The following is a 17868-nucleotide window of genomic DNA, read 5'->3' as shown; positions in this document are numbered from 1 at the left end:
ACCCGATGCCAGTCTCTTCTCCTCGCCGCGGTTTTACGCTGGTCGAACTGCTGGTGGTGCTGGCCATCATCTCGCTGCTGCTGACGATCGCCATTCCCCGCTATTTCGGCTCCGTAGAAAAATCGAAGGAAGTCGCGCTGAAGGAAAACCTGCAGGTGCTCAGGAGTGGCCTGGATAAATACTATGCCGACAAGGGCGAATATCCGGCCGCGCTGGCCGACCTGGTGACCCACCATTACTTCCGCAGCGTGCCGCTCGATCCCGTCACGGAGTCCGCCGCCACCTGGCAGCTGATTCCTTCGCCGAATGGCGAGATCGGCGGCGTGGCCGACGTGCGCAGCGGCGCCAAGGGCAAGACGCGCGAGGGCATCCCCTTTGAGCAGCTCTGATTTTCGACGCCGCGCACGGGGCTTCGCGTATATCTGGACCCTGATGCTGGTGGCCTTCATGGGCGTCGGCCTGGTGCTGGCCAGCGAATTGCATGCCACGGCCGCGCGGCGCGACAAGGAACGCGAGCTGCTGTTCATCGGCCATGAATTCCGCAATGCGCTGGGCCGCTACTACGACAGCACGCCGGGCGACGGGCGGCCCCGCTATCCATTGACCCTGCAGGAATTGCTGCGCGACCCGCGCTTTGCCAACGCCCGGCGGCATTTGCGCCGCCTGTATGCGGATCCCGTCACGGGCAAGGCGGAATGGGGCGTGCTGCGGCAGGAGGGACGCATCGTCGGCATCCATTCGCTGTCGCCGCAGCTGCCCATCAAGCAGGACAATTTTCTCGACGAAGACGCCAGCCTGCGCCGCAAGCAGCGCTACGCAGACTGGCACTTCACCTATCCGCACGACCTGGTGCTCGCGCCGCCCGATGCCGCCGGCGGCGCGCCCGGACTCAAGCCGAAAGGCGCGAACTGATATCATGCCCGCATTCCATATTCCGCATTGAGCAAAGGAGCAGGCATGAGCATAGGTGGCACTTCCATCGAACAGGCATTGGCATCGCTGTCGGACATGACGGGCGGCATGGTCGCCATCGGCAAGGACGAACATGCGCAACGCATCGCCAAGGCGCAAGCGTTCATGCGCAAACAGGGCATCGCTGCGGTCTACCTGAACGCGGGCGCCAATCTCACCTATTTCACGGGCACCAAATGGTATGCCAGCGAACGCATGGTGGGCGCCATCCTGCCAGCCAGCGGCGACATCGAATACATCGCCCCCGCCTTCGAGGAAAGCACCTTGACGGGCTTCATGCTCATTGAAGGCAAGGTCAATTGCTGGGAAGAGCATGAAAGCCCGTACCAGCTGTTCGTTGACGTATTGGCGCGCATGGGGATCGCCCAGGATGCGGCTACGGCCCCGCGCGTGGGCATCTGCGAAAGCGCCGCCTTCTTCATCTACGACGGCGTCAAACCGCTGGCGCCCGGCTATGCGCTGGAAAACGCCCGCGCCGTCACGGCGTACTGCCGCAGCCGCAAGTCAGCGGCGGAAATCGCCCTGATGCAGCGCGTGATGGACATGACCCTGGCCGTACACGTGGCCACGGCCAGCATGCTGGTCGAAGGCATCACGACGGTGGAAGTGGAAGAATTCATCCAGCGTGCGCACCGCAAGGTGGGGGCACCCCGCTCGTATTTCTGCATCGTGCTGTTCGGCGAAGCGACCGCGTATCCGCATGGCGTCAATTACGTGCAAACCCTGAAGGCGGGCGACACGGTGCTGATCGACACGGGCTGCCAGGTGATGAACTACATCTCCGACATCACGCGCACCTATGTGTTTGGCGACATCAGCGAACGCCAGCGCAGCGTATGGAACAGCGAAAAGGCGGCGCAAGCCGCCGCATTCGCGGCCGCCCGGCTGGGCGTGCCCTGCGGCGACGTGGACCGCGCCGCGCGCGTTTCGCTGGAGGCAGACGGCTTCGGCCCCGGCTACAAGCTGCCCGGCCTGCCGCACCGCACGGGACACGGCATCGGTCTCGATATCCACGAGTGGCCTTACCTGGTGGGCAATGACACGACGCCGCTCGACGTGGGCATGTGCTTCTCGAACGAGCCGATGATCTGCATCCCCGGCGAATTCGGTATCCGCCACGAAGACCATTTTTACATGACGGAAAACGGCGCACGCTGGTTCACCGAACCAGCGCACAGCATCGACGACCCGTTCGGCTTGCGCGCTTAAGCCTTCGTCAACGCCAGCCGCCGTGCCGCCGGCACGGTGGCAATCGGCACCAAACCACCCTGCGCCAGCTTGAACACGGCCAGCGCCGTGCCCAGCTGCACGGCCTGTTCCTGCAGCGATTCTGCCGCAGCAGATGCTTCTTCCACCAGTGCGGAATTTTGCTGCGTCATCTGGTCCATGCTGCCGATGGCCACGCCGATGTCCCCGATGCCGGCGCTTTGCGCCTGGCTCGCGGCGCTGATCTCGGCCATGATGTCGGCCACCTTTTTCACGGAGTCGACGATCTGGCCCATGGTCAGGCCCGCCTCGTCAACCAGCTTCGAGCCGACATTCACCTTGGCCACCGAATCGCCGATCAATTGCTTGATTTCACGCGCCGCTGCCGCGCTGCGCTGCGCCAGGTTGCGCACTTCGGACGCCACCACGGCAAAGCCGCGTCCCTGTTCACCCGCGCGCGCCGCTTCCACGGCCGCATTCAAGGCCAGGATATTGGTCTGGAAAGCGATGCCGTCGATCACGCCGATGATGTCGACGATGCGTTTGGACGAGTCGTTGATCTCGCCCATGGTGGTGACCACCTGGCTGACCACTTGCCCACCCTTCACGGCCACCGACGATGCCGACACAACCAGTTCGTGCGCCTGGCCCGCGTTGGCGGCGTTGTCGCGCACGGTGGAAGTCAAGCTGTCCATGCTGCGCGCCGTCTGATCCAGGCTGCCCGCCTGCGATTCCGTGCGTGCGGCCAGGTCCGCATTGCCCTGCGCGATTTCGGCGCTGGCCACCTGGATGGTTTCGGCCGACGCCTTGATACCGGACACCATGCCGGCCAGCCGGCCGCGCATCTCTTTCAATGCCGCCAGCAGGCTGGCCTGGTCGCCTGCCTCGGTGGCGATCTCCATCGAGAGGTCGCCATCGGCCACGGCGCGCGCGATCTGGCGCGCGTATTCGGGCTCGCCGCCCAGCTGCTGCCAGATGGCGCGCACGACGAAATGCGACACGGCCACCAGGCAGACGATGACGGCCAGCGCCACGACGATGCTGGTATTGAGCGCATTGCGCACATTGGCCGCGCTGCGTTCGATGCCCTGCTTGAATTGCAATTGCGCCTGTTCGTTGGTCCTGGCCAGGTCCGTGTTGAGCACCGCCAGCGCGCCCTGCATGCGCGCCACGGTCGCTTGCGGGTCGCCCTCTTCCATTTCCAGCATGATGCGCGCCGCGCTCAGCGCCGGCGCATAGTAAGCATCGAATTCCCTGGCCAGCCGCTGGCCCTGCTCGCGCTGGCCGGGGATCGCCGCAAAGGCGGTCAACTTTTCGCGCAGCTTGACTGCCTGGCCGCCGACTTGTCCGATGCGCTCCTTGTCGCCTTCGCTGACGGCGTCGCGCAGGGCATCGCCGACAGCGGCCACGTCCAGGGTCAGCGACTTGGCCAAGTCGAGCACGGGATAGTCGGCACTTTCGGTGGCGTGGATGGAATTGAGCGTGGCCGTGGACAGATAGGCGCTGACGGCCAGCCCCAGCCCGAAAATCACGGCCGAGACGACAGGCAGCGCCCATATCTTGCGTTTGATGCTCATTGCTGTCTCCTGATTTTGATGAATTATCGGGCCGCCGCATGGCGCGCGGCCCGGGCCGGCTTTATGGCGCCGTCAGCACCACTTTGACGCTGGCGTCGACGGCACTCTTTTCGATATAGCCGATGGCTTTCGGATCGGCGGCCACGGCCTTCTTCACGTCGGCGCTATTGGCCACTTCCTTCGGCAAGGTCGCCTTGCCCGTGAAGACCAGCTTGGACCACAAGGCCTTCGCCTGCGACGGTTCCTTGTCCGTCACCTTCTTGTAGAACTCGGCGCGCACGGGCGCGCTTTCCGGCTGGTCGATCGGCGTCATGGCCGTCGATTTACCGAGGAAAAACTGCGCCACCTGTTCATTCGTCATGGCGCCCGCGGCACTCTTCGGATTGACCACCACGACCACTTCGGCCATGGCGGGAACGGCGGTCGACAGCGCCAGCAAGGCAGCCACATTCAAGATCAATGGTTTCATGCGGCGCTCCTTAGAAAACGAAATCGATGGCAGCGGCAGCCACCGTGACGGGGCCATGGAAGCCTGGCTTGGCTTGCACGAACAGGCCAGGACCATTCTTCGGCTTGATGCGGTCGATCTGCACTTTCAGCGCGGCCGAACGGTGGAAATCCCAGCGCACGCCGATGCTGTCCGTCGATTGCTCGAGCTGGTTGCGCGTATAAGCCAGGGTATCGACGCCGGTCGACAGGGCGCGCAGGGTCGGCGTGCAGGCGGCAGGATAGCCGGCAGGGCAGGATGCGGGCACGGAGTTGTTCACGCGGCCATCGGCCTTCAGGCTGGCGTGGCTGTAGTACGGCAAAAAGGCGCCGATGCGGTAGCCGCCCATCACGTACCACGAGGTGCTGTCGCTGACATAGCTGTCCGTCTTGCGCTTCGCATATTCCGACTGCAGCAGCACATTGTTCCAGTCCAGGCCCAGGCCCACGGACGTGAACGACGCCTTCTTGTCCTTGACTTCCAGCGCATCGGCCAGAGCGCCCAGCTGGGCGATCCTGTAGCCGCTGCCGGCCGCGCGCAAGCTGCCCATCAAGGTATTCAGGCTGGGCGAATCGTTGATCGTCAGCTTGGTCTCGGCACGGCCGAAGCGCACGGTGACGGGGCCATGCTCGGCCACCACGTTGAGGGCGACGATGGACTTGCCTTCCACCTGCACGGTCGACGCGGGCCCCGTGGCCAGGGTGGCCTTGGTCCGGCCCAGCGCCAGCTGCGTGGTGATGCTGGTATCGCCCGCGCTGAACTGGTAGGTGCCGTCGATGCCATCGATGCTGTTCAGGGGTACCTGCGAATACATTTCGCCGGGCGGGCGCAGCATGGTGTTGGCATAGCCCACGTTACGGTAATCGGAAATCATGAAGACGGGCAGGCCCATGCGGCCGACGCGCACGCTGAAGCTGTCCGACACCTTGGCCTTGGCAAAGGCCCAGGCCAGTTCGGCGCCGAAATCGTCCTCGCCATCCTTGCGCGCCAGGCCCTGCACGGTGGCCGACAGCCAGGGATTGACGGTGACATTGGCTTGCAGTCCCAGGTTGGAATCGACGCCCGTCCGGGCTGTCTTGCTGGCGCCAGCCGCCTGGTTCGGGCGCGCGAACTGCGCGTTATCGGTATCGGCCATGGTCAGGGCGGCCGTGCCGTAACCGCTGATCTTGACCGCGGGACCAGTGGCCTCTTCGGCATAGGCATGGCTGATGGCCAGGGGCATGGCCAGCAGGAAAATCAGGACGTGTTTATTCATAGTAATTAAATACCCGTAGCGGTGAACGTTAATCGTGGAATGGGACTCGCGGTCGATGGCTCACCGGCCGTAAAAGGCCGGGTCCGTTTTTTCTCGCCGCCATCGCGTCGAGGAGCGTGCTTGGCGGCGTGACCAGTGAGTAAAACCATGCTACAGAGAAAAGGTTTTACGTTGGAAGGTTTTCTTGAGGCAATGAGCGAATTCGCCCCTTTTTACGAAAAAAGCACGCGTTCTAGAGGGGTTTATCTAAATAGCACGCCGTGCAAAACCACACTTAGCCTATATTTTTCATACACTTATGGATAATTCAAGACGAAAAGAAGCGGAATAAAAAAAGCGCCACCCGCGCGAAGATCGCGGGTGGCGCCGTTCAAACCAGTCCTGCCGGAAACGCTTACTCGCGCTTCGACACCAGGGTCAGAATGTCGTAGCTGGCCACCAGTTCCTCGTTCTGGTTCGTCACCTGCACGTCCCACGCGACCACGCCCTGGCCCACGCCAAAGACATCCTTGCGGTTGCGGTCGACCTTGCGCTTGCACGTCAGGCGCGCACGGATGGTGTCGCCGATGGCGACGGGGGCGACGAAGCGCAGGTTATCCAGGCCATAGTTGGCCAGCACGGGGCCGACGCCAGGCGAGACGAACAGGCCGGCAGCGGCCGACAGCACGAAGTAGCCATGGGCGATGCGCTTGCCGAACTGCGATTCCTTGGCCGCGATTTCATCGAAGTGCATGTAGAAGAAGTCGCCTGAGATGCCGCCAAAGGCGACGATGTCCGCTTCGCTGACGGTACGGCGGTGCGTCAGCAGCGAGTCGCCCGTCTTCAAGTCTTCGAAGTGCTTGCGGAACGGGTGGATCGGGCTTTCGTTGATGTCCGCGCCGCGCACGTATTCGCCGGTGATGGCCGCCAGCATGGTGGGCGAACCTTGCACGGCCGCCCGTTGCAGGTAGTGGCGCACGGCGCGCACGCCGCCCAGCTCTTCGCCGCCGCCCGCGCGGCCAGGGCCGCCGTGCTTCAGTTGCGGCAGGGGCGAGCCATGGCCCGTCGAATCGACGGACGCCACGCGCTCGAGCACGTGCACGCGGCCATGCGTGGCCGCCACTTGCGGCACCACGCGCGCGGCAATCTTCGGATCACGCGTCACCAGGGTGCTCACCAGGCTGCCCTTGCCGCGCGCGGCCAGGGCCAGCGCCTCGTCGATATCGTTATAGCCCATCATGGTGCTGACGGGGCCGAACGCTTCCACGTCATGCACGGCGTCGTTGCCGAAGGCGTCGCGGCACAGCAGCAAGGTCGGCGAGAAGAAGCTGCCATCCTGCGCGCCATCGCCGAGCGGATTGAAACCGTCGGCCGCGCCAAATACCACCTCGTTGCCCTGCGACAGGGTGGCGACACGTTCGGCCACGTCGTTCTGCTGCTCTTTCGAGGCCAGAGCGCCCATGCGCACGCCTTCGATGGACGGATCGCCCACCACCACCTTGGCCAGGCGTTCGCGCAAGCGCGTGCCGACGGCGTCCATCAGGTGTTCGGGTACGATGATGCGGCGAATCGCCGTGCATTTCTGGCCCGACTTGCCCGTCATTTCGCGCACGACTTCCTTGACGAACAGGTCGAATTCCACGTCGTCTGGCGTGACGTCCGGCGCCAGGATGGCGCAATTGAGCGAATCGGCTTCGCCGTTGAACGGCACGGACTGGGCGATCAGGTTGGAATTGGTGCGCAGCTTGGCGGCAGTCGCGGCCGATCCTGTGAATGTCACGAAATCCTGGCCATTCAGGCGGTCCAGCAAGTCGCCCGTGGAGCCGATCACCAGCTGCAAGCTGCCGGCTGGCAGCAAGCCCGATTCATGCATCATGCGCACGACGGCCTGCGTCAGATAGCTCGTCGCCGTGGCCGGCTTGGCGATGCAGGGCATGGCCGCCAGGAAGCTGGGCGCGAATTTTTCCAGCAAGCCCCAGATGGGGAAGTTGAAAGCGTTGATATGCACGGCCAGGCCGCCGCGCGGCACCAGGATGTGCGTGCCGGCGAAACCGCCCTTCTTGCCCAGCGCGATGGCCGGGCCTTCGTGCAGCACGTTCGACGATGGCAGCTCGTTGCTGCCCATGCTGGCGTAGGCGAACAGGGTGCCCGTGCCGCCTTCGATGTCGACCCAGCTGTCGGCGCGCGTGGCGCCCGACAAATGCGAAATCGCATACAGCTCTTCCTTGCGCTCGACCAGGTACAGGGCCAGCGCCTTCAGGCGCGCGGCGCGCTGCTGGAAATCGAGCGCCATCAGACCCGGCACGCCCGTCTTGCGCGCATACGTGACGGCTTCGTCGAAGTCGATCTTTTCCGCATGCGTGTGATAGATGACGCGGTTGTTCAAGGCGCTGTGCAGGGGCACGGCGGCACTTTCGCCCAGCCAGCGGCCGGCGATCAGGCTTTGCAGGGTGGATATTTGAGCCATGTGGTTTACTCCTATGTTGGTTTTTACTGCGCCGCAGCGTTCTTGTGCAAATGCAGCGGCAAGGCCGATTCGAAATTCAGGCGCTGGCGGTTCGCCTCGACTTCCGTCAGGGCTTCCACTTCGCGCATCGTCTGCATGGAGCGCACGGCCAGTTCGTGGTACTGGCCCGTGCCCGAGCTTTTCCATTTGATTTCATCGTCGGTCAGCGCGCGGATGATCTTGGCCGGCGTGCCCACCACCATGCTGCGCGGCGCGACGATCATGCCCGCCTTGACGAAACTCATGGCCGCGACGATGGATTCCTCGCCGATCACGGCGTTATCCATCACCACGGCGTTCATGCCGACGAGCGCATTGCGGCCGATGCGGCAGCCATGCAGCACGGCGCCATGGCCGATATGGCCGTCGACTTCGACCACCGTGTCGCAGCCGGGGAAGCCATGCATGACGCAGGTATCCTGCAGGTTCGCGCCCTCTTCCAGGATCAATCGGCCGAAGTCGCCGCGGATCGAGGCCAGCGGACCGATATAGCAGCGCGGGCCGACGATCACGTCGCCAATCAGCACGGCCGACGGGTGCACATAGGCGCTGGGGTGGACGACGGGGGTAACGCCGTTGATTTCGTAGACTTTGACCATACTGACTCCTTACATGCCCAGATAGGCGCTTTGTACCTGCTCGTTATGCAGCAATTCTGGACCGGGGCCGGACAGCGTGATGGCGCCCGTCTCGATCACATAGCCCACGTCGGCAATCGACAGGGCGGCATGCGCGTTCTGTTCAACGAGGAAGATGGTGATGCCCTGGTCGCGCAGTTCGGCCACGATGCGGAAGATCTCCGCGATCAGCAGGGGCGCCAGGCCCATGCTCGGCTCATCGAGCAGCAGCAGTTGCGGACGGCCCATCAGCGCGCGCGCCATGGCCAGCATCTGCTGCTGTCCGCCAGATAAGGTCCCGGACAGCAGCAGGCGCTTTTCCTTCAGGATCGGGAACAGGCCATACATGCGTTCCATGTCGCCCGCCACGTCCTGTGCGGGACGTGTAAACGCGCCCAGGCGCAGATTGTCTTCCACCGTCATGGGGCCGAACACCTGGCGCCCTTCCGGCACCTGGCAGATGCCGCTGCGCACGCGCTTGTCGGCGCTCATGCGGCTGACGTCCTGGCCGGCGAAGGCGATGCTGCCGGCGCTGATCGGCTGCACGCCGGAGATGGCGCGCAGCAGGGTCGTCTTGCCGGCGCCATTCGCACCCACCAGCGCCACCAGCTGGCCCTGGCGCACCTGCAGGTCGATGCCATGCAAGGCCTGGATACGGCCATAGTGGCTGGTCAGGCCGGCGATATCGAGCACCAGCGGAGTCTGAGGTTTTTCCATCTTCATCATGCCGCCACTCCCAGATAGGCCGCCACCACGTCGGGATTGGCGCGCACTTCGGCGGCAGTCCCTTCGGCCAGCTTCTTGCCATAGTCGAGCACCAAAATATGGTCCGACAGATTCATCACCAGTTTCATGTCATGCTCGACCAGCACCACCGTCACGCCCGATTGCGCCACCTTGCGGATCAGGGCTTCGATCTCGCCCGTCTCCGTGTGGTTCAAGCCCGCGGCCGGCTCATCGAGCAGCAGCACTTTCGGCTTGGCCGCCAGCGCGCGGGCGATTTCAAGGCGTTTCAAGGCGCCATACGACATCTGTCCCGCCTCGTCATCGATATGCCGGCCCACGCCGACAAACTCCATCAAGCCCGCCGCCTCGTCGCGGCAAGCCGCATCCGCGCGACGCACGGACGGTAAACGCAGCATGGACGCGAACAGGTTCTGGTTCAGGCGCAGGTGCGCGCCCACCATCACATTGTCGATTGCCGTCATGTTCATGCACACTTGCAGGTTCTGGAAGGTGCGGCTCATGCCGCGCCGCGCCAGCGCGTCCGGCGACATGGCGGCCACGTTCTCGCCATTGAGCAGTATCTCGCCTTTGGTCGGCGTGTAGACGCCGGTGATCAGGTTGAACAGGGTCGTCTTGCCGGCGCCGTTCGGTCCGATCACGGAATGGATATTGCCCTCCTTGACGGTAAAACTGACATCCTGCACCGCATGCACGCCGCCAAAGCTCTTGCTCAGGTTATTAATCGTCAGCATCTCAGACCTCCTGTGCAGATTTAGGCGGTGCTTTCGGCGTAGCAGAACGCTTGCGCGAACGGCTGGCCAGGCTCGGTACCAGGCCTTTCGGCATGAAGATCATGGTCGCCATCAGGATCACGCCAAACACCACCGTTTCCCAGCCTTCAAAACTGGACAGCAGTTGCGGCAGGATCGTCAGCAGCGCCGCGCCGATGATGGAGCCGAAGATCGATGCCATGCCGCCCACCACCACCATCGTCACCAGCTCGATCGAGTGGAAGAAGCCGGCCAGGTTCGGGGTAATAAAACCGATGTAATGGGCGCTGATGCTGCCCGCGATGCTGGCAATGACGGCCGACAGCACGAACACGCGCACCTTGAAACGGGTCGTATCGACGCCGACCACGCGGGCCGCCACTTCCGAACCGTGAATCGCTTGCAGCGCGCGGCCGACAGGCGAATCGATCAAGTTCAGGGCCAGCCACGTCACCAGCAACAGCAGCACGGCGCACACCAGATACCACGATTTTTCACCGGCGATTTCCAGGCCGGCGACACTGAAGGCCGAGACGCCGATACCGTCCGGGCCACCCGTCCACTGCGTCTCGTTGTTGATGACGATGGAAATGATGATGCCCAGTCCCAGGGTCGCCATGGCCAGGGTATGGCCCTTGAGTTTCAGCACGGGACGGGCCAGCAGCAGGGCCAGCAGACCGGTGGCGACAGCGCCGGCGGCCAAGGCAGCCAGCGGCGGCCAGTTGTAGTGCGTGGTCAGCACGGCCGACGCATACGCGCCCAGGCCATAGAAACCCGCGTGACCGAGGCTGATCTGGCCCGTGTAGCCCATCAACAGGTTCAGGCCGATGACGACGATGGCGTTCAGGGCAATGCGGATCGCCACGTCATAATAGAACGCATTGGTGAGGAACAGGGGCAGGATGGCCAGCACCAGGGCGAGCACCAGCAAGCCACCGTGGCGTGAGCGGGTCAAGAAATTCTTCATACACGCTCCGAATTTTTAGCGCCAAACAAGCCTTGCGGCAGGAAGAACAGGATCAATAAAATCAGCACGAAGGGGACAGCATCTTTATAAGCCGACGAGATATATCCGGCCGTCATGGCTTCGGCGATGCCCAGGATCAGGCCACCGGCAATCGCGCCCGCGCCACCGCCCAGGCCGCCGAGGACGGCGGCGACAAAGCCTTTCAGGCCCAGCATGATGCCCGCGTCATACGAGGTATACGTGATCGGCGCAACAAGGATGCCGCCCGCAGCGCCCAGCAGGGCCGACAGGCCGAACGAGAACAGCAGCACCTTGCGCGTGTTGATGCCCACCAGTTGCGCGGCCAGCTTGTTGTGCGAAGTGGCCAGCATGGCCTTGCCCATCAGGGTGCGCCCGAAGAACCAGCCCAAAACCAGCACGATGACGACGGTCACGCCCAGCACCCACAGGCTTTGCGGCAGCAGGCTGGCGCCCAAAAATTCGATCGGCGCGTCGCCGGAAAAGGCCGGCAGCGAGTGCGTATCCTTGCCCAGCCAGATTTGCACGAGGCCGCGCAGCACCAGCGAGGCGCCGATGGTGATGATCAACAGCGTGATGACCTGCGCGTTCTGCGCCGGCTCGATCACGGTTTTTTCCATCAGCAGGCCAACGATACCGGTGGCGATGACGGCCAGAATGATGGCCAGCGGCAGCGGCACGCCAGCGGCGGACATCACGGCGGCCAGCATCCCGCCCAGCATGATGAACTCGCCCTGGGCGAAGTTGATCACGCCGCTGGTGTTGTAGATGATGGTAAAGCCCAGCGCCGCCAGCGCATAGGCGGAACCGACCGTCATCCCGGAATACAGAAATTGTAGAAATTGTGCGGCTTCCATGGTGTCTCCATTATGTTCGGCTATGCGCGGGCCGCCTTCGAGGGCGGCCCGCGCAGGTACTTCTGGCTTACATCACTTCGACAATTGCCATTCGCCGTTCTTCACTTCCACCATGCGGAACGCCGACAGGTCCAGGCCCATGTGGTCTTTGGCCGACATGTTGAACACCCCCGTCGTCCCCACAAAACCCTTGGTCGATTCCAGCGCCGCCCGCACTTTGTCGCGATCCGTTCCGCCGGCGCGCTTGATGGCGTCCACCGACAGGTTCAGCGCGTCGAGCGCATAGCCGCCGAAAGTCGACGGATCGATCTTGTAGCGCTCCTTATACGTCTTGTCGTAGCCGACCACGATGGCTTTCTGCGCATCGGCATCCGGCAGCATGGCGCCGATCAGCAAGGCCGGCGTCGGCAGGCGCACGCCTTCTGCGGCCTTGCCCGACAGCTTCAGGTATTCGTCCGACGCCACGCCGTGCGACTGGTACAGCGGCAACGCAGCCATGCCCAACTGGCCGTAGTTCTTGGTCACGACCGCCGGGCCCTGGCCCAGGCCGAAGACGAAGACGGCTTGCACGCCGGCGGTGTTCTTGATGCGCGTGAGCTGTGCCGTGATGTCCGTGTCTTTCGGGCCATAGGTTTCATCGGCCACCAGCGTGATGCCGTATTTGGAGGCGACGATTTGCGATTCCTTGCGGCCCGAGGCGCCAAAGCCGCTCGTTTCCGACAGCAGGCCCACCTTGCTGATGCCGCGCTTCTTCATATCCTCGAACACCTTCTCGGCCGCCATGCGGTCCGTGTGCGGCGTCTTGAAAACCCATTTCTTGACCGGGTCGATGATGACCACGGCGCCAGCCAGCGAGATGAACGGCATGCTGGCGCGCTCCACCAGCGGCGCCATCGCCATCGTCGCACCGGTGGTGGTGCCGCCGATCAGCACGTCGACCTTGTCCGACTCGATCAGGCGCTTGGTAAAGCCGTTGGCCTTGGCGGCATCGCTGCCATCGTCGTAATGCACCAGTTCCAGCTTGCGCCCCAGGACGCCGCCGGTCGCATTGATCTTCTCGATGTACAACTGCAGGGTTTTCAATTCAGGGTCGCCCAGGAAGGCGGCCGGTCCCGTGACGGACAGCACAGAACCGATCTTGATGTTATCGGCCGCATACGCGCCTGCGGCGGACATGGCCAGCACGCCGGCGATCAGGGTTTTCTTGAAGATATTGGCAATCATTGTGGTCTCCACCAGGTTGGCACTACGGTCAATGTATGGTTGGCGCTTTTTTACAAGCCTGCGCCTTTTTTACTTTTTATACGCGTTCAATCACTACAGCAATACCCTGCCCCACGCCGATGCACATGGTGCACAGCGCATAGCGCCCGCCAGTGCGTTCCAGCTGGTTCAATGCGGCCATCACCAGGCGCGCGCCCGATGCGCCCAGCGGGTGGCCGATGGCGATCGCGCCGCCATTCGGATTGACGTGGGCCGCATCGTCCGCCAGGCCCAGGTCGCGCGTGACAGCCAGCGCCTGCGCGGCAAACGCTTCATTGAGTTCGATGACGTCCATCTGCTCGATGGTCAATCCCGTTTGCGCCAGCACCTTGCGCGACGCCGGCGAAGGGCCAAAACCCATGATGCGCGGCGCCAGGCCGGCCGTGGCCATGCCCAGCACTTTTGCGCGCGGCGTCAGTTTGTATTTGTCCACGGCAGCCGCGGACGCCAGCAGGATGGCGCAGGCACCGTCGTTCAAGCCCGAGGCATTGCCGGCCGTGACGCTGCCGTCCACTTCCACGACGCCCTTGAGCTTTGCCAGCATCTCGATCGAAGTGTCCGGGCGCGGATGTTCATCCATCGTTACCATCTTCGGCTCGCCTTTTTTCTGCGGCACGGCGACGGGCACGATTTCACGATCAAACACGCCAGCCGCGTTAGCGGCCGCCCAGCGCTGCTGGCTGCGCAGTGCCAACGCATCCTGGTCGGCGCGGCTGATGCCAAATTCCACGGCCACGTTTTCCGCCGTTTCCGGCATCGTGTCGATGCCGTACTGCGCCTTCATCTTGCCGTTCACAAAACGCCAGCCCAGGGTGGTGTCTTCGATTTTCGCCGCGCGCGAAAACGCGCTGTCGGCCTTGCCCATCACGAACGGCGCGCGCGTCATGCTTTCCACGCCACCGGCGATGATCAGTTCCGCCTCGCCCGCCTTGATGGAGCGGGCGGCCATGCCGACTGCATCCAGGCTGGAGCCGCACAGGCGGTTGATGGTATTGGCCGGCACGGCCGCCGGCAAGCCGGCCAGCAGCGCGGCCATGCGGCCCACGTTGCGGTTGTCCTCGCCCGCCTGATTGGCGCAGCCGTAGAACACGTCGTCGATGGCAGCCCAGTCGACGGATGGATTGCGGGCGATCAACGCGGCAATCGGCAGCGCGCCCAGGTCGTCCGCGCGCACGCTGGACAGCGCACCGCCATAACGGCCGAAGGGTGTGCGTACGGCGTCACAGATAAAGGCTTCGTTCATGTTTGCTTCCTTGTTCGGGCTATCAGGAGAAAATCTTCGGGCGCTGGTCGACCACGCGGCGGGCCTTGCCCGTCAGGGTGCGTTCGATGCCGGCGGCGGCCACCAGGCGCACGCGCGTGCTCACGCCCACGTGCGTCTTGATGCGGTGTTCCAGCTCGCGCGCCAGTGCATCCGTTTCGCTGGCCGAGATGGTGGCGGTCAGGTCGATGCGCAGCTCGGCCACCACTTCCAGCTTGTCGAGGTGGCCGTCGCGCGTCACCACCAGCTGGTATTGCGGCGCCAGCTTCGGCATTTTGAGAATCAGCTCTTCGATCTGCGTGGGGAAGACGTTCACGCCGCGAATGATCAGCATGTCGTCCGAGCGGCCCGTGATCTTGCCGATGCGGCGCATCGAGCGCGAAGTCGGCGGCAGCAAGCGGGTCAGGTCGCGCGTGCGGTAGCGGATGATGGGCAGCGCTTCTTTCGACAGCGAGGTAAACACCAGCTCACCCTCTTCGCCGTCCGGCAGCACTTCGCCCGTTTCCGGGTCGATGATCTCGGGGTAGAAATGGTCTTCCCAGATGACGGGACCATCCTTGCTTTCGATGCATTCGGACGCCACGCCAGGGCCCATCACTTCGGACAGGCCATAGATATCGACGGCGTCGATGCCGGCGCGCGCCTCGATTTCCGAACGCATGGCGTCCGTCCACGGCTCGGCGCCGAAGATGCCCACCTTCAGCGACGATTCAGCCGGGTCCAGGCCCTGGCGCGTGAATTCCTCGATGATGTTGAGCATGTACGATGGCGTGACCATGATGATAGACGGCTTGAAATCCTGGATCAGTTGCACCTGCTTTTCCGTCTGCCCGCCGGACATCGGAATGACCGTGCAACCGAGGCGCTCGGCGCCGTAATGCGCGCCCAGGCCACCCGTGAACAGGCCGTAGCCGTAGGAGATGTGCACCATGTCGCCCGCGCGGCCGCCGCCGGCGCGGATCGAGCGCGCCACCACGTTGGCCCAGGTATCGATGTCGTTCTGCGTGTAGCCGACCACCGTGGCCTTGCCCGTCGTGCCGCTGGACGCATGGATGCGCACCACTTGCTCGCGCGGTACGGCGAACAGGCCGAACGGGTAATTGTCGCGCAAGACTTTTTTATCGGTGAACGGGAATTTGGCCAGATCGGACAGCGATTTCAGGTCGTCGGGATGCACGCCCGCTTCGTCAAAAGCGGCGCGGTAATGGGGCACGTTGTCATACGCGTGCTTGAGCGTCCACTTCATGCGTTCGAGCTGCAGCGCCTGCAGTTCATCCTTGCTGGCGCGCTCGATCGGTTCGAGGTCATTCGGTGCTGGGGTTCTCTGGACCATCTCTGTCTCCTGATTCGGTTCTATAACTGTGTAATTCGTTCCGGCAGTTCAAGCCTGCTCTTGTCACTTCAATTGCTGATGACTTCACCCGCCACGCGAATCGACTTGCCACGGAGGAGCGCGATGGCGCGCCCGTCCTGGTTGCTGACCTTGACGTCATACACGCCGCTCTTGCCGGCCAGCGCCTGTTCGACGGCATGCGCCGTCAGCACGTCGCCTTCGCGGCCAGGCGCCAGGTAATCGATGGTGCAGCCGGCGCCCACGGTGTTCAGGTTGTAGCTGTTGCAGGCAAACGCGAAGGCGCTGTCGGCCAGGGCGAAGATGAAGCCGCCATGGCAGGTCTGGTGGCCGTTGAGCATGTCGGCACGCACCGTCATCGTCATGCGCGCATGGCCGGGGCCCACGTCGGCCAGGGCGATGCCCATGGCGGCGGTGGCGTTATCGCGCGACAGCATAGATGCGGCGGCCGCTTCGGCCAGGGCTTGCGCGCTCATGTTATGGTCTTCATTCGGCATGAAAGCGATCTCCATTGGCAAGTTTGCGGCGCAGCAGCGGCGAGACCCTGTAGCGGTCTTCGCCATAGCCCAGCGCCAGGTGCTGCAGTACGGTCACAATGTGCTGGACGCCGACGGCATCGGCCCAGGCCAGCGGTCCGCGTGGATAGTTGACGCCCTTCTGCATGGCGATATCGACGGCAGCCACCGTGCACACGCCCTGGTTGACGGCGTCTGCCGCTTCATTGGCCAGCATGGCGACGGTGCGCATGACGGCCAGGCCCGGCACGTCATCCAGGCGCGTGACGATGAAACCGGCCGCCTGGAACAGGCCGACGACGGCCGCGTAGGCGGTATCGCTGCACTGGTCCGCACGGGCCACGGCGATGCGCTTGGCACCGGCGTAATCGAGCGCCAGGTCGAACAGCACCGTATCCGGATGCTGGTTGTCGTGCGCGCGCTGGGTGGCGCTGCGGCCATCTGTCAGATAGATCGCGGCGCCATGGCAATGCAGGGCAGGCGCTTCATCGTGTGTCTGGCCTTCCTGCGTCACGCGGCGGCTGACGGTGATGCCCGCGTGCTCCAGGCGCTGCACCAGGCTGTGGATGATGCCGCTGTGGCCACGGCCATCGCCGCCGATGGCTGCCGACAGGGCGACGAATTCCGGCTTCGGCTGTGCGCTTTCCGCCTGCGCCACGGGGGCAACGGCACCTTCGCCATACGGGTAAAAGCCACGGCCCGATTTGCGGCCCAGGAAACCGGCGTTGACCATTTCCTGCTGCAGCACGGACGGCGTGAAGCGCGGGTCGTTGAAATAGGCGCCGAACACGGATTGGGTGACAGAGAAATTCACGTCATGACCGATCAGGTCCATCAATTCGAATGGGCCCATGCGGAATCCGCCCGCCTCGCGCAGCACGGCATCGATGGTGGCGGCATCGCCCGCCTGTTCGTTCAGCAAGCGCCAGCCTTCCGCGTAAAACGGACGGGCGACGCGGTTGACGATGAAGCCCGGCGTCGATTTCGCATGCACGGGGTTCTTGCCCCAGGCAATCGAGGTGTCGTAGACGGTGGCGGCAACCTGCTCGCTGGTGGCCAGGCCACTGATCACTTCCACCAGCGCCATCAGGGGCACGGGATTAAAGAAATGCATGCCGACCAGGCGTTCAGGGCGGCGCAGCTTGGCGGCAATCGCCGTGACGGAAATCGAAGAAGTGTTCGTCGCCAGGATGCAGTCGTCGGCCACCAGTGATTCCAGTTCGGCGAACAGGCCGCGCTTGACATCGAGATTTTCCACGATGGCTTCCACCACCAGGGCAGCATCGCTCACATCGGCCAGGCTGCCGGCCGCCTGCAGGCGCGCCGTGGCGGCAGTGGCTTCGTCAAGCGTCATGCGGCCCTTGTCGGCCAGCTTCGCATACATCTTGCCGATGTCAAGCAAGGCCTTGCTCACCGCTTCCGCCCGCGTGTCATACAGTTTGACTCTGTAGCCGGCGGCCGCGGCCACCTGCGCGATGCCGGCGCCCATGGCGCCGCTACCGATGACGGCGACGATACTGTTATTTGCCAATGCGGTCATA

Annotated in this window: 17 protein-coding genes; 3 read left to right on the top strand and 14 right to left on the bottom strand. The window is 63.7% G+C overall.

Annotated elements, in window-relative coordinates; genetic code table 11:
- Nucleotides 1–5 precede the first annotated feature (5 nt).
- From SJI03_RS01905 to SJI03_RS01895, 3 genes are read left to right on the top strand one after another with little or no spacing between them, the layout of a single operon-like run.
- Nucleotides 6–389: a type IV pilin protein gene (locus SJI03_RS01905; RefSeq protein ID WP_099376693.1), complete on the top strand. Its 384-nt coding sequence runs from the start codon at nt 6–8 to the stop codon at nt 387–389.
- Entirely contained in the window at nt 376–912 is a 537-nt protein-coding gene (locus tag SJI03_RS01900; protein WP_235211743.1) for a type II secretion system protein, read from the top strand. The genes SJI03_RS01905 and SJI03_RS01900 overlap by 14 nt, the downstream gene beginning before the upstream one ends.
- Before the next feature lie 45 nt (nt 913–957).
- Nucleotides 958–2181, top strand: coding sequence for a Xaa-Pro peptidase family protein (locus tag SJI03_RS01895; protein WP_322426076.1), 1224 nt, complete (start codon nt 958–960; stop codon nt 2179–2181).
- Here the strand turns inward: SJI03_RS01895 and SJI03_RS01890 are convergent.
- From SJI03_RS01890 to paaH, 14 genes are all read right to left on the bottom strand, one after another.
- Entirely contained in the window at nt 2178–3755 is a 1578-nt protein-coding gene (locus tag SJI03_RS01890) for a methyl-accepting chemotaxis protein (protein WP_322426075.1), read from the bottom strand. The genes SJI03_RS01895 and SJI03_RS01890 overlap by 4 nt on opposite strands.
- A 61-nt stretch (nt 3756–3816) precedes the next feature.
- Nucleotides 3817–4224 (bottom strand): hypothetical protein, encoded by a 408-nt coding sequence (locus SJI03_RS01885; RefSeq protein ID WP_070224256.1) that lies wholly within the window; start codon nt 4222–4224, stop codon nt 3817–3819.
- Nucleotides 4225–4234: 10 nt separating this feature from the next.
- A complete protein-coding gene (locus SJI03_RS01880) occupies nt 4235–5497 on the bottom strand; it encodes a hypothetical protein (protein WP_322426074.1) in 1263 nt (420 codons plus the stop codon).
- Nucleotides 5498–5891: 394 nt separating this feature from the next.
- The gene (paaZ, locus tag SJI03_RS01875) at nt 5892–7943 is read right to left on the bottom strand and encodes a phenylacetic acid degradation bifunctional protein PaaZ (RefSeq protein WP_322426073.1); all 2052 of its coding nucleotides are present in this window, start codon (nt 7941–7943) and stop codon (nt 5892–5894) included.
- A 23-nt stretch (nt 7944–7966) separates the two neighbouring features.
- Complete coding sequence (paaY, locus tag SJI03_RS01870; RefSeq protein WP_035822296.1) at nt 7967–8581, bottom strand: phenylacetic acid degradation protein PaaY; 615 nt, start codon at nt 8579–8581, stop codon at nt 7967–7969.
- Nucleotides 8582–8590: 9 nt separating this feature from the next.
- The gene (locus SJI03_RS01865; RefSeq protein WP_322426424.1) at nt 8591–9322 is read right to left on the bottom strand and encodes an ABC transporter ATP-binding protein; all 732 of its coding nucleotides are present in this window, start codon (nt 9320–9322) and stop codon (nt 8591–8593) included.
- On the bottom strand, nt 9322–10077 hold the full coding sequence (locus SJI03_RS01860) for an ABC transporter ATP-binding protein (RefSeq protein ID WP_070311613.1): 756 nt from the start codon (nt 10075–10077) through the stop codon (nt 9322–9324). Before SJI03_RS01860 ends, SJI03_RS01865 begins: the two co-directional genes overlap by 1 nt.
- Nucleotide 10078: 1 nt before the next feature.
- Nucleotides 10079–11062, bottom strand: a complete 984-nt coding sequence (locus tag SJI03_RS01855) for a branched-chain amino acid ABC transporter permease (RefSeq protein WP_322426072.1) — start codon at nt 11060–11062, stop codon at nt 10079–10081.
- Entirely contained in the window at nt 11059–11937 is an 879-nt protein-coding gene (locus SJI03_RS01850; RefSeq protein WP_322426071.1) for a branched-chain amino acid ABC transporter permease, read from the bottom strand. Before SJI03_RS01850 ends, SJI03_RS01855 begins: the two co-directional genes overlap by 4 nt.
- 72 nt (nt 11938–12009) lie before the next feature.
- Nucleotides 12010–13161: an ABC transporter substrate-binding protein gene (locus SJI03_RS01845; protein WP_322426070.1), complete on the bottom strand. Its 1152-nt coding sequence runs from the start codon at nt 13159–13161 to the stop codon at nt 12010–12012.
- 76 nt (nt 13162–13237) lie between these two features.
- Nucleotides 13238–14443, bottom strand: a complete 1206-nt coding sequence (gene pcaF / locus SJI03_RS01840; protein ID WP_322426069.1) for a 3-oxoadipyl-CoA thiolase — start codon at nt 14441–14443, stop codon at nt 13238–13240.
- Nucleotides 14444–14465: 22 nt separating this feature from the next.
- Complete coding sequence (gene paaK, locus SJI03_RS01835) at nt 14466–15794, bottom strand: phenylacetate--CoA ligase PaaK (protein ID WP_070254579.1); 1329 nt, start codon at nt 15792–15794, stop codon at nt 14466–14468.
- A 68-nt stretch (nt 15795–15862) separates the two neighbouring features.
- Nucleotides 15863–16309 carry a hydroxyphenylacetyl-CoA thioesterase PaaI gene (gene paaI / locus SJI03_RS01830; protein WP_322426068.1) on the bottom strand — a complete coding sequence of 149 codons (447 nt, stop codon included), beginning with the start codon at nt 16307–16309 and terminating at the stop codon, nt 15863–15865.
- The gene (gene paaH, locus SJI03_RS01825) at nt 16299–17867 is read right to left on the bottom strand and encodes a 3-hydroxyacyl-CoA dehydrogenase PaaH (RefSeq protein WP_322426067.1); all 1569 of its coding nucleotides are present in this window, start codon (nt 17865–17867) and stop codon (nt 16299–16301) included. The genes paaI and paaH overlap by 11 nt, the downstream gene beginning before the upstream one ends.
- Between the last annotated feature and the right edge of the window lies 1 nt (nt 17868).

Source organism: Janthinobacterium sp. GMG1 (assembly GCF_034427795.1).
Taxonomy (GTDB): domain Bacteria; phylum Pseudomonadota; class Gammaproteobacteria; order Burkholderiales; family Burkholderiaceae_D; genus Janthinobacterium.
This window is presented reverse-complemented; position numbering and strand designations above follow the sequence as displayed.

Bases quoted from the DNA above. Each gene is read 5' to 3' on its own strand.
- paaK (WP_070254579.1), bottom strand. From the start codon at position 15,794: ATGGTCCAGAGAACCCCAGCACCGAATGACCTCGAACCGATCGAGCGC.
- SJI03_RS01885 (WP_070224256.1), bottom strand. From the start codon at position 4,224: ATGAAACCATTGATCTTGAATGTGGCTGCCTTGCTGGCGCTGTCGACC.
- SJI03_RS01890 (WP_322426075.1), bottom strand. From the start codon at position 3,755: ATGAGCATCAAACGCAAGATATGGGCGCTGCCTGTCGTCTCGGCCGTG.
- SJI03_RS01850 (WP_322426071.1), bottom strand. From the start codon at position 11,937: ATGGAAGCCGCACAATTTCTACAATTTCTGTATTCCGGGATGACGGTC.
- SJI03_RS01860 (WP_070311613.1), bottom strand. From the start codon at position 10,077: ATGCTGACGATTAATAACCTGAGCAAGAGCTTTGGCGGCGTGCATGCG.
- SJI03_RS01895 (WP_322426076.1), top strand. From the start codon at position 958: ATGAGCATAGGTGGCACTTCCATCGAACAGGCATTGGCATCGCTGTCG.
- SJI03_RS01855 (WP_322426072.1), bottom strand. From the start codon at position 11,062: ATGAAGAATTTCTTGACCCGCTCACGCCACGGTGGCTTGCTGGTGCTC.
- SJI03_RS01845 (WP_322426070.1), bottom strand. From the start codon at position 13,161: ATGATTGCCAATATCTTCAAGAAAACCCTGATCGCCGGCGTGCTGGCC.
- SJI03_RS01905 (WP_099376693.1), top strand. From the start codon at position 6: ATGCCAGTCTCTTCTCCTCGCCGCGGTTTTACGCTGGTCGAACTGCTG.
- paaY (WP_035822296.1), bottom strand. From the start codon at position 8,581: ATGGTCAAAGTCTACGAAATCAACGGCGTTACCCCCGTCGTCCACCCC.
- paaZ (WP_322426073.1), bottom strand. From the start codon at position 7,943: ATGGCTCAAATATCCACCCTGCAAAGCCTGATCGCCGGCCGCTGGCTG.
- paaH (WP_322426067.1), bottom strand. From the start codon at position 17,867: ATGACCGCATTGGCAAATAACAGTATCGTCGCCGTCATCGGTAGCGGC.
- pcaF (WP_322426069.1), bottom strand. From the start codon at position 14,443: ATGAACGAAGCCTTTATCTGTGACGCCGTACGCACACCCTTCGGCCGT.
- SJI03_RS01880 (WP_322426074.1), bottom strand. From the start codon at position 5,497: ATGAATAAACACGTCCTGATTTTCCTGCTGGCCATGCCCCTGGCCATC.
- SJI03_RS01865 (WP_322426424.1), bottom strand. From the start codon at position 9,322: ATGAAGATGGAAAAACCTCAGACTCCGCTGGTGCTCGATATCGCCGGC.
- paaI (WP_322426068.1), bottom strand. From the start codon at position 16,309: ATGCCGAATGAAGACCATAACATGAGCGCGCAAGCCCTGGCCGAAGCG.